Annotated in this window: 10 protein-coding genes and 1 pseudogene; 5 read left to right on the top strand and 6 right to left on the bottom strand. The window is 32.0% G+C overall.

Annotation, left to right across the window (positions count from 1 at the left end):
* Positions 1-83: 83 nt before the first annotated feature.
* From AC15TD_RS09320 to AC15TD_RS09305, 4 genes are read right to left on the bottom strand one after another with little or no spacing between them, the layout of a single operon-like run.
* Positions 84-1,037 (bottom strand): AAA family ATPase, encoded by a 954-nt coding sequence (locus AC15TD_RS09320; RefSeq protein ID WP_484451869.1) that lies wholly within the window; start codon positions 1,035-1,037, stop codon positions 84-86.
* Positions 1,038-1,040: 3 nt separating this feature from the next.
* The gene (locus AC15TD_RS09315; RefSeq protein ID WP_484451868.1) at positions 1,041-2,531 is read right to left on the bottom strand and encodes a peptidylprolyl isomerase; all 1,491 of its coding nucleotides are present in this window, start codon (positions 2,529-2,531) and stop codon (positions 1,041-1,043) included.
* Positions 2,494-3,318 carry a peptidyl-prolyl cis-trans isomerase gene (locus AC15TD_RS09310; protein ID WP_484451905.1) on the bottom strand — a complete coding sequence of 275 codons (825 nt, stop codon included), beginning with the start codon at positions 3,316-3,318 and terminating at the stop codon, positions 2,494-2,496. The genes AC15TD_RS09315 and AC15TD_RS09310 overlap by 38 nt, the downstream gene beginning before the upstream one ends.
* Before the next feature lie 30 nt (positions 3,319-3,348).
* Positions 3,349-5,304, bottom strand: a complete 1,956-nt coding sequence (locus AC15TD_RS09305) for a foldase protein PrsA (protein WP_484451867.1) — start codon at positions 5,302-5,304, stop codon at positions 3,349-3,351.
* Between the two features lie 126 nt (positions 5,305-5,430).
* Here AC15TD_RS09305 and AC15TD_RS09300 point away from each other — a divergent pair, with 126 nt between their 5' ends.
* The 4 genes and pseudogenes from AC15TD_RS09300 to AC15TD_RS09285 form a co-directional block, all read left to right on the top strand.
* Complete coding sequence (locus AC15TD_RS09300; protein ID WP_484451866.1) at positions 5,431-5,667, top strand: hypothetical protein; 237 nt, start codon at positions 5,431-5,433, stop codon at positions 5,665-5,667.
* Positions 5,668-5,893: 226 nt separating this feature from the next.
* Positions 5,894-6,397, top strand: coding sequence for a hypothetical protein (locus AC15TD_RS09295; protein WP_484451865.1), 504 nt, complete (start codon positions 5,894-5,896; stop codon positions 6,395-6,397).
* The gene (locus AC15TD_RS09290) at positions 6,384-6,470 is read left to right on the top strand and encodes a histidine kinase (RefSeq protein ID WP_484451904.1); all 87 of its coding nucleotides are present in this window, start codon (positions 6,384-6,386) and stop codon (positions 6,468-6,470) included. The genes AC15TD_RS09295 and AC15TD_RS09290 overlap by 14 nt, the downstream gene beginning before the upstream one ends.
* 123 nt (positions 6,471-6,593) lie before the next feature.
* Positions 6,594-6,749, top strand: a pseudogene (locus AC15TD_RS09285) (LytTR family transcriptional regulator DNA-binding domain-containing protein); the annotation flags it as partial.
* A gap of 46 nt (positions 6,750-6,795) precedes the next feature.
* On the opposite strand, the gene guaB reads toward AC15TD_RS09285, so the two are convergent.
* On the bottom strand, positions 6,796-8,268 hold the full coding sequence (gene guaB / locus AC15TD_RS09280) for an IMP dehydrogenase (RefSeq protein WP_484451864.1): 1,473 nt from the start codon (positions 8,266-8,268) through the stop codon (positions 6,796-6,798).
* Between the two features lie 564 nt (positions 8,269-8,832).
* Here guaB and AC15TD_RS09275 point away from each other — a divergent pair.
* The gene (locus AC15TD_RS09275) at positions 8,833-11,046 is read left to right on the top strand and encodes a TonB-dependent receptor family protein (RefSeq protein ID WP_484451863.1); all 2,214 of its coding nucleotides are present in this window, start codon (positions 8,833-8,835) and stop codon (positions 11,044-11,046) included.
* Here the strand turns inward: AC15TD_RS09275 and AC15TD_RS09270 are convergent.
* A complete protein-coding gene (locus AC15TD_RS09270; RefSeq protein ID WP_484451862.1) occupies positions 11,043-11,906 on the bottom strand; it encodes a hydroxymethylglutaryl-CoA lyase in 864 nt (287 codons plus the stop codon). The genes AC15TD_RS09275 and AC15TD_RS09270 overlap by 4 nt on opposite strands.
* Positions 11,907-12,068: the final 162 nt, after the last annotated feature.

Raw genomic sequence — 12,068 nt, 5'->3', positions numbered from 1 at the left:
ATTTTTCTATTAAATCTATTCTTGGTTTTTCAAAGTGAATCCAAAATAGATTGATAAAAAGAAATGGTTATGATGATAAACAGTTAAAACAAACTTTTTATTATAAAATCATCGGTTATCCCTTCAGCTTCCGCTTTGTAGTTTTTAATAATTCTATGCCTCAAAATACTTCCAGAAACAGCTTGAACATCTTCAATATCAGGAGAAAACTTACCATGAATTACTGCATGTGTTTTAGCTGCTAAAATTAAATTTTGAGATGCTCTTGGGCCTGCACCCCAATCTAAATAGTTTTTAATTAAATCTGTTGCAGTATCACTATTTGGTCTTGTTTTTCCTACCATAGTCACTGCATATTCAATAACATTATCGGCAACCGGAATTCTTCTAATAAGATGTTGAATATCTACAATTTCTTGAGCCTTAAAAAGAGGATTTACTTTTACTTTTGTATCTGCAGTTGTCGCTTTAACTACTTGAACTTCTTCTTTAAAGGAAGGGTAATCTAAATTTACAGCAAACATAAATCTATCTAACTGCGCTTCAGGTAAGGGATATGTCCCTTCTTGCTCAATCGGGTTTTGTGTTGCTAAAACAAAATAAGGTAAAGATAATTCAAAATGATGTCCTGCAACAGTAACAGCGCGTTCTTGCATAGCCTCTAATAAAGCTGCCTGTGTTTTTGGTGGTGTTCTATTAATCTCATCAGCTAAAATAATATTTGCAAAAATAGGGCCTTTAACAAAATGAAAATGTCTGTTTTCGTCTAATATTTCACTACCTAAAATATCACTAGGCATCAAATCTGGTGTAAACTGAATGCGTTTAAAATCTAACCCTAAAGCTTGAGCAATAGTATTAACCATTAAAGTTTTTGCTAAGCCAGGAACACCAATTAACAGGGCATGTCCACCAGAAAATATAGCTATTAAAATTTGGTTTACAACCTCATCTTGCCCAACTATTACTTTGGCTATTTCAGTTTTTAATTCTTTATATTGCTTTACAAATTGTTCTACGGCAGCTACGTCTGACATATTTTACTGTTTTAACCAATTACTTGTAAAATCACAATTTCTATAAGAACCTGTGATTTTTATATAAGTATCCATTATTTTTTCATTTTGCCACGTCTCAATGGCTTTTATTTTCTTTTCATTAAGAGCTTGTTCTTTTATCTTTAAATAATCACGTGCATAATTAGCTTCGTGCTCATCTACTCTATCAGTAACAGTCAGAATTTTAAATTTAATTTTTCCCGTTCTGTCTTGCTCTGTTTGAACTAAACTAACTTCATTGTCTTTTAAATTTTGAATTTGCGAATACAATTCAGGATCCATTCTCGTTAATTCAAAATTATAATCTTGAGTTGCAGGATTTATAAGTTGACCCCCATCAAATTTAGTTTCCTTTTCATCACTTGATTCTCTTGCTGCATCAGCAAAAGTTAAATCGCCGTCAACTATAGTTTGTCTTATTTTATCTATTCGCTCCTTTGCTTCCTTAATGGCATCGTCAGAAACTTTTGGTATTAATAATACATGGCTAACATCATATTCCTGACCTCTAATTTTTTCGCAATACACGATATGAAATCCAAAATCTGTTTCGAAAGGCTCAGAGACTTCTCCCTCTTGAAGTGAAAAAGCAGCTTGTCTAAACTCTTTAACCATTCTTGGTCTTTTCCTGTTTAATGTATATTTATAACCAGATTGTTTTAAACCAGGATCTTCGCCATATAATACCACTTTTGATCGGAAACTAGCTCCATTTTCCATAACATCTGCTCTAAACTGTTTCAATCTATCAACAACTCTCTGTTTTTCCTGTTCTGAAATTTTAGGTTCTACAACTATTTGAGCAACCTTAAGTTCTGTTCCAAAAGTTGGCCTGTCATCTTTTGGAATTTTGTTAAAAAAATCTCTAACCTCTTCTGGAGTTACTTCAACTTCTTCAACAATTTTAGCCTGCATTTTTGATGCTAACTGATTGCTCTTATTAATTTCAAACATTTCCTCTCTCAAGCTGGCTTCATCCTCTTTGTTATAAATTTCTAAAAGCTTATCCATTGATCCATTTGCTGACTGTAAGAATTGTTCTATTTGGTAATCAATACTTTGACGTATTTCTGCATCTGAAACTGGCAAACTATCTTGTACGGCATGATGCGCATACAGTTTATCTTCTAATAATTTACCAAATAATTGGCAACGCGGAATATCACTGGTTTTAACACCTTGAGCTTGTAATTGCAAATAAGATTTATCTACATCTGAATCTAGTATAATATAATCTCCTACTACAGCGGCTACACCATCAACTTTTTTAGCTATATATGTTTTTACAGAGTCTGTCTCTTTAGCCGTATCTTCTATAAGTTTTAAATTTTCTACAGGCTTTATACTGTCTACAACCTCGTCTTTGATAATTTCTTGAGCTGATAAACTACTCAGAGCTATAAAAGATATAAATAAAATTAATTGGGTTTTCAAATTAATTGTAAATTTCAAATTGTTTATTTTTAATGGCATCTTTAGTGATATCTTTTTCTAATTCTTTAATAAGTTCAAGTTTTCTTTTATTAATGACAATTTGGTCAATCGTTGGTTTTACATACTCTAACGGAGCCGTTTCACTTCGTAACAAAACATCATTAATCTGCATCAAATATACTCCTAATGAATCTTTGAGTTGTACAAAATTAGATTTTTTTAACAGTTCATTTTTATTTTCAGGAGTAACGATTGGTATTTTATTAATTACCTGACTTAGTTTAATCCAGATAGAATCATTTAATGAATACGATTTAAACTGAATAGAAATAGAATCTAACTCTTTTTTATCTTCATTATTAAAGCGTTTAAATTTCTTTTCAATATCCTTAAAATTGATCATATTTTCATCAATATGAACATACCTGAATTGAATAAGCTCTTCGTTTAAATTAAAAACCTCCTTATTTGCTTCATAATATTCTTTAGCCTCTTCACTGGTAATAGTAGTATCAATACTTCTTTTTACTAAAGCCTCAACATAAGCTTTGGTGTATAAATCGTTTTTATATTGTGTGACTAATTTGTTAAAAGCATCTTGTTGAGATTCACTTAAATTAACTTTTGCACCGTCAAAAAAAAGTTGTTGAGTAGCCCAACGATTTATAAAATTTTGCACCAATAATGTACTATCTTCTTTTGAAGTATCTTCTGAAACCAAATCTTTAATATCATCATAATATAAATATTTTTCATTGACTCTTGCAATGATTTGTCTATCATCAGCCTCCTTGAAAAAAAAAGTACATGAAGTCACAGACAACATTAAAAAAATGATAAAAATTCTATTTTGCACTTATTGATTTTTTATAACAGACTTCACATGATTTAAAGCCTCTTCGTTTATTTGAATTTGATATTTACCCTTTAATTCTTCCAACCAGGTGTCTTCCTTATAAGCTTGATAATCTGCTATGACGCTTCCCTTTGCTTCGTCGAGAGATTTTTGACTTGATGGGTAAACACCTTTAACTTTCACAACTACAAAACCATCGTTATGCTCATAGATTTTAGAAATGCCTTTTTTAAACACAAAGTTTTTAGGTAATGCCTGATTTTCAATATCCATAAGGCCTGTTGTAAAAATAACATGAACTTCATCATTCTTATTAAACATGGCTTTTATGGCATCTAAGTTAGTATCCTTTTCTAACAGTTTCGTTACTTTTTTTAACACCTTTAAATCGGAAGACGATGCCACAACTGCATCAATTCTATCTGGCCAGATATAATTAGACTTGTGCGTTTCATAAAAATCTTTAACAGCCAATGTATCTGTTCTTGCAACATTCCAAATGGTATTTTCCATTAACTCAAATAACAATAATCCGTCCCTGTATTCTTGAACAATATTGGCATAATCCTGATTCTCTTCCTCCAAATGCTCTTCTTGGTATTGCATCAAATTAGTACTTAAAAACGCATCAAATTGATTTGATACTATGTTTTTAAAAGGTGCTTTGTCCTGAACACTTCGTTGACTTTTTATTAGAAAATTTCCAAAATCTTCATATGTAAGTACTTTTCTATTTATTTTTATTAAGGGTGTATCACCACTAAAATCGACTGGCAAGGTCCAAGCACGCTTAAAATAATTATCATTTAAAATGGATGAAAAATAACTTAAATCCACCTGATCGGTATTTATGATATATTTCAACTTTAATTTATGTACTAAAGCATCATCAATTAAATGGGAGCGCTCATCACGCTTCACTTTCATTTCTAATTCTGGTCTTAAATCTATGAAAGGTTTTACAGGCTGTTTATCATAAAGTTTTAAAATATGCCAGCCATATTGTGTTTTTATTGGTTTTGAAACATCGCCTATATGCTCCAAACTAAACGCTGTATCTTCAAATAATTGAGCACTTAATTGACCTGCCGAAAATGGTGTTAACATACCCCCTTTATTAGCTGAACTTTTATCTTCTGAAAACTGTTTGGCTAATGATGCAAAATCTTCGCCCTGATTTAACTTTTTATAAATATCATTAATCCTTGTTTCAGCCTTATCTAATAACGAATCGCCTTCTTTTGAATTCACCATAATATGAGCAACGGTTCGCTCTCCTCTAGATTTACGCCTATCATATACCTTTACAATATGATATCCGAAGCGTGTTCTGAACGGTTGAGAAACTTCTCCTACTTTGGTGTTAAATGCTACATTTTCAAAAGTATAAACCATTCTAAACCCAGAAAAATAACCTAAGTCTTCTCCAAACAGCGTTTTCCCATTGTGCACCTCTTTCATAACAGTTTCAAACCCTTCGCTGATAGCTCTTTCTCGTAACTTTACAATATTGTTGAAAGCGACTAAAGTGTCTTGCGGACTTGCATTTTCATCAAGTCTAACTAAAATATGATTTGCCTTTACTTCATTTGAAACCCGCTCATACGCTTCTTCAACCAAAGCATCTGTCACCTTAGAATCTGTCATAAAATTTTTAGCCAGTTGTTTTTTATAACTATCTAATTCTCTTAAATAAGACGGCTTTTTATCCAGTTCTTGGGCTTTTGCTTCCTTTAACTTTAATTTATAATTAGTAAACAATTTAAAGTACTCATCGACATTTTTTTGAGATTCGTCTTGTACCAAATCTAAATTCTTGTTATAAACTCTTATGAATTCTGATGCGTAAACTGGTTCATTATCAATAACAAAAAGCACTTCTTTTTCTGAGTTTTGTGCTTTTATGTATAACGAGCACAAGCTCAATAAAACAATTGGGAAAAATCTTAACTTCATTTAAAATAATATTTAAACTTTATCTACAAAAATAGCAATATAAACCTATATTACAAGTTGCTTTAACAAACGGTTAAAAGATTACTTTAGTATCTTTATTTTAATAATGTAAAAAGACAATAATTCATGCGAAAATTAAAACTTATCTGGGATTTCCATGGACCTGATGCTCACAGAATTGCAGAGCATCATGAGCTTCATTTAAAACAATATATTGTATTAGAAAAATTAGATATAACTATTACCGGTATCGAAGATTTAAACCCATTACATACAATTGCGTTTTTAGTAATTGATGAAGCTTCGATGAAACCGATACGAGATGCACTAAAACCTCATAGAGGACAAGTGTATATTTCATAAATGTCATTGCAATTTAACCCCAAAAGATAAATTAACTCACTTTGTTTGACTACAGATATAGATTATTAAAACAACCCATATCAAAACATTGTACTTAAGATGTTTAGAGCCTACCGATAAAAAAAAGGTATTGATAGATAAAAATACCTTTTCAAAGGATTACTTTTGGAAAAGACAAAACATAATGGGATTTTTGATTCATGTGTAATCAATAATGCATAACCATATGAACAAAACAGCTATTCATTTTCTTATTCATTTTCTAGTATGGGTCTTTGTGTGTTTTTTAGGTTTAATAATTGTTTATAATAGCATTGAGTTTGCAGATACCCCAAGTTTAATTGTTACGTCATTAATATTTTCTATCTATTTATTAATAAACTTTTATGTGTTTTATTACGAACTTGTACCAGACTATCTTGAGAAAAGAAAATACAAAAAGTTTGCTATCTGCACTATTTTAGTTGTTTTTCTCATAATCCCAAGCGAGCTATTATTGTGGTATGGCATATTTTATTATACCGACGGAATGGGGTTTCCTGGTCATTGGGGACAAGAAAACATTTCTGATCTTGGTGTTACAACTATGAATATAGTATACATCTATACAGGCAGTGTATTAGGATCCTTATTTTGCGGTGGGCTCGCTACTTCTTATAGATTTGGAATCGATTGGTTTAAAAACGAACAGGTAAAAAAGGACTTGGAAAACAAAAATCTTTTTAAGTGAGTTTAAAACCTTAAAATCAAAACTTAATCCACATGTATTATTCAATACCCTAAACAATATTGATACCTTATAAAAACTAGTTCTGAAAAAGCTTCAACTGACTTATCAAGGCTCTCAGATTTACTTAGATAGGTCGTTTATAAAACAGAACGAGAAAATTATGACATTGGAGACCTCTTAGGATTTACTTAATAAATTACCTTGCAATAAATTCTATCACATCCATAATTCGTATATTGTTTCATTAGATAGAATTGAAAATATAGAACGAAACCGGATTACTATCGATAAAAAAAGAATCCCTTTTAGTGACTCATTCATAAAGGAATTTCACAAGAGATTGAATTCCTGACATACAGCCACCAAATAAAAAAGAAACACATCAAACTAAAAAAAATCTACCTAGAATAATTAGGTGATTCTTTAGTAATTGTTACATCGTGCGGATGACTTTCATTAATTCCACTAGCCGTAATTTTTACAAATTGTCCGTTTTCCTTTAAAGCCTCAATATCTTTAGCACCACAATAGCCCATACCGGCACGAATACCGCCAATAAACTGATGGATACTTTCATTTAAATCGCCTTTATAAGGTACTCGACCCACAATCCCTTCTGGTACTAATTTCTTAATATCTGCTTCAACATCTTGAAAATAACGATCCTTACTACCTTGTTTCATAGCTTCAACAGAACCCATGCCACGATACGACTTAAATTTTCGTCCTTCATAAATAATGGTCTCGCCTGGCGATTCTTTTGTTCCAGCCAATAAAGAACCTAACATTACACAGTCTGCGCCAGCTGCAATCGCTTTAGGAATATCGCCTGTATAACGAATACCGCCATCTGCAATTACGGGTACACCAGAGCCTTTAATGGCTGCAGCAACTTCCAATACGGCCGAAAATTGTGGAAATCCAACACCTGCAATTATACGCGTCGTACAAATTGAGCCTGGACCTATACCTACTTTAACGGCATCTGCTCCAGCTTCTACCAGATATTTTGCAGCAGCTCCCGTAGCAATATTACCAACAATGACATCTAATTCTGGAAATCTTAATTTTACTTCTTTCAAAACATCAACGACACCCTTGGTATGACCGTGTGCTGTATCAATAACAACAGCATCCACACCAGCATTTACCAAAGCTTCCGCACGCTTTACAGCATCTGCAGTAACACCAAGAGCCGCTGCAACACGTAAACGACCATATTGATCTTTATTTGCATTTGGCTTTTGGCTTAATTTAGTAATGTCTCTAAACGTAATTAATCCTGACAATTTATAGTGGTCATCAACAATAAGTAATTTTTCAATCTTATGTTGTTGTAAAATAATTTCTGCATCTTTTAATGATGTTCCTACAGATGCGGTTACCAAATTTTCACTTGTCATCACCTCAATAATAGGTCTGTCATTATCATGTTCAAAACGCAAGTCACGATTGGTAACAATACCTTTTAAAATATTGTTTCCATCAATAATAGGAATACCGCCAATACCATTCTCAGCCATACTTTGCTTGGCATCTAAAACTTTCGCCGTTAAGGGTAACGTCACAGGGTCTATAATCATTCCACTTTCCGCACGTTTAACCTTTCTTACTTTTAAGGCTTGCTCTTCAATAGACATATTTTTATGCAAAACCCCAATACCACCCTCTTGCGCCATAGCAATAGCCATTTTACTTTCTGTTACCGTATCCATGGCAGCCGAAATAATAGGCACATTAATGGTAATGTTTCTAGTAAATTTTGTTTGAATATTTACTTCTCGCGGAAGTACTTCTGAAAATGCTGGAACTAAAAGGACGTCATCGTAAGTTAATCCTTCTCCTACTATTTTGTTATGATGTGAAGTCATTGTGCAATTACATTATAATTGCGTGCAAATATACAACTAATTTGAGATATTATTTTTTTTTTTAAAACCTTTAACCTTTTTTTAAAAACAGCTTTTATAAAGTAATTTTTAAAAATAAATAATCACGCATAATACAAATGATGAAGTCATAAAAATTACAGAAACGTGACGATATAATTCATTAAAAGAATAGTTGAACAAAACACAAATACCCTTAATTAAAATTGATATTCATTTAAAATTATTTTGTCAAGAGCAATAGCTGCTTTCGCCTTCTTTGTTAGTTAATTAAAATACTACAACATTAAGAAAACGTTCTAAATTTTATTTTAAATACATTTATAATTTTTCTTGTTTCTCTCCTTCTTTAACACTATCTAAGAGTCATTATTAAACATTTTAAGCTTTATCCAGGCTAACTTTTAGCGCGTAATATGATATATATCATTGTTTTACAATTATTTGAATTTTTTGTTTTTATTTATTCTAAATAAGCTTTGAGAATCAAATATTAGTTTTTATTTTTGCTTTGTAATTATATTATTTTTAATTAGTCTAAATAAGATGAAAAGATTTTTCCTACTAAATTTAACGTTTGTATTCAGTACATTAAATGCTCAAAATACACCAATCGACTCCGTTCAAAAGCTAGACGAAGTATTGTTAAAAACGAATGTGATATTTGGAAACAAATATGAAGCTAGAAATAGAACGGGTTCATCCTACTATATTTCACCAAAAGAATTAGTAAAATTTAATTATACCGATATTAATAAGGTTTTAAGGGCTGTCCCAGGTGTTAATATCTATGAAGAAGACGGATTTGGCCTAAGACCAAATATTAGTTTAAGGGGAACATCTCCAGAACGAAGCTCTAAAATTTCACTTATGGAAGATGGCGTTTTAATAGCTCCAGCACCATATAGCGCACCAGCGGCTTATTATTTCCCCTCGGTCGCAAGAATGGAGGCCATTGAAATATTGAAAGGAAGTAGTCAAGTTCAGTATGGTCCTTTTACAACTGGAGGTGCCATTAACATGGTTTCCAGTAATATTCCGGATAATTTTAATGCAAGAATTAGAGCGAGAACGGGAAGTTTTAATAGCAACCAATTACAGATAAAATTAGGAGACAATAGATCTAACTTTGGATATGTTATTGATTATTTGAATTTTAATTCAGACGGATTTAAAAATCTTCCAGATAATAGCAACACAGGTTTCGATAAAAACGATTTAGTTGCTAAATTCAGATTTCAAAGTAGTGAAAAGTCAATCATCCAGCAGTCATTAGAAATGAAATTTCAATTTTCAGATGAAGTTTCTCATGAAACCTATCTTGGTTTAACTGAATCAGATTTTGAAAACACTCCTTACGACCGATACGCGTCGTCTCAATACGACAAAATGGTTAACCAACACATTCAATTTGCGGTAACGCATCAGTTAGATGTCTCTAAATTATTTAGAGTAACCACCAATGCCTATTACAACGGATTTTCCAGAAATTGGTATAAACTAAATGATGTTGTTTTCAATGATAATAGAGTTGGTATCGCAAACATTTTAGAAACACCAGAAGCTTATCAGGACTATATGAACATTATCAATGGAACCTCAGATTCTAATAACGATGCTTTACTGCTAAAAGCAAATAATCGGGACTATATTTCTAAAGGCGTTCAAACAAAAATAGACTATCACTGGTTTGGTAATCAATTTTTTCATGATATAGAAATTGGAGTCCGTTATCATTATGATGAAGAAGATCGCTTTCAATGGGTCGATGGCTATAATATTATAGATGGAACCATGAACTTAACATCTAAAGGCAGACCCGGTACCGATGCCAACCGAATTAGTAGCGCAAAAGCCTTAGCTTCCTATTTATTATATAAATTTAAATATGACAAATTAACGGTAACACCGGGTTTAAGGTATGAGAACATAACCTTAATAAGAGAAAACTTTGGCAAAAGCGATCCAGACAGAAATGGAAATGATTTATCATTTCGCGAAAATAAAGTAGATGTGTTTATACCCGGAATTGGCTTTAACTATAAATTTAGAAACGACTTATCGCTTTTTGGTGGCATTCACAAAGGGTTTTCTCCTCCTAGCAATCAAGAAGGTCAAAAACCCGAAGAAAGCGTTAATTACGAATTAGGGACTCGATTTAATATTCTTGGTTTAAGAGGAGAACTGGTAAGTTTTTATAATAAATACAGCAACTTACTTGGCAGTGATTTAGCTGCTACCGGAGGAACAGGATCTTTAGAACAATTTAATGCTGGTAAAGTAAATGTAAAAGGAGTTGAATTCTTAATAAATTATGATCCTTTGCAACGCAACAAAAATTTAGCTTTACCAATCACTTTTGGCTATACGTTTACCGATTCAGAATTTTTAACAAGTTTTGGAAGTGATGATGAATTATGGGGAGAAGTAACAACCGGAGACCAATTACCTTACCTAGCTAAACATCAATTTAACACAAGTATCTCTATAGAACATAAAACTTTTGAAATAAACCTAAACGGAAGATATAATGGTGCCTTTAGAACGTCCGCCGGAACCGAAAAAATAACAAACACCAATGGCGTAAACTCTAATTTTATAATAGATGCCTCTGGAAAATATTTTCTAACCAGTTACCTTAATCTAACCGCTAATATTATTAATTTATTTAATACAACCTATGTGGTTTCAAGAGTTCCATCTGGATTAAGACCAGGTCATCCTTTTGGTGCTTATGCAGGATTAGAATTCAATTTTTAATGGTATTTAGAGAAAATTTTAGTGGCCTCATTATATGCGCTTTCGAAACTTAAGGCATCAAGTTGATTATATTTCTTAGAAGTGAAATAGGATAATAATTTTTCAGTTGGCATATTCCCTATAAGCTCATCTTTTGCCATTGGGCAACCTCCAAATCCTTGAATAGCAACATCAAAACGCATACATCCAGATTTGTATGCTGCATCCACTTTTTCGAACCAAGTGGTTGGAGTGGTATGCAAATGGGCACCAAACTCAATAGTTGGATATAGAGGGATTAAATTGGCGAACAAATAATGAATACTTTCAGGGTTTGAACTTCCAATAGTATCGCTTAATGAGATAATTTTAACGCCCATTTTACTTAATCGTTCTGTCCACTCACCTACTATATCAACATTCCATGGATCTCCATACGGATTTCCAAACCCCATAGAAATATAAACCACCACCTGTTTATTTGCTTTATTGGCGATATCTAAAATTCTATCTAAAGTAATTACAGATTGCGCAATGGTTTTATGGGTATTTCTCATTTGAAAGTTTTCAGAAATTGAAAATGGAAACCCTAAATAATCTATTTGATTATGCTGTGAAGCATCTTCCGCGCCTCGTTCATTAGCAACAATAGCTAGTATTTTACTGATTGTTTTACTTAAGTCTAACTGAGCTAGCACATTTGAAGTATCAACCATTTGCGGAATAGCTTTTGGAGACACAAAACTACCAACATCAATAGTATCAAACCCTACACGTAACAAAGACTGAATATATTGCACTTTATTCTTTGTAGGAATAAAGTCCTTAATGCCTTGCATGGCATCTCTAGGACATTCAATAATCTTTATCTTTTTAGACATTATTTTGTTTACTAGTAAGAGGATAAAAATAATATTATTGAGACAGAAAACATAACATCTATTCATTTAATAAACATTAAACTTGTTAGCTGTGCTTTTGTAACTTAGGAATGATTTTTCTTACTTAAACGAAAATAACAACCACTTAACGTCTATTTTATT

The organism is Yeosuana sp., assembly GCF_057126245.1.
Note: the sequence above shows the minus strand (reverse complement) of the source record. Positions and strands in the feature narration are given on the sequence as shown.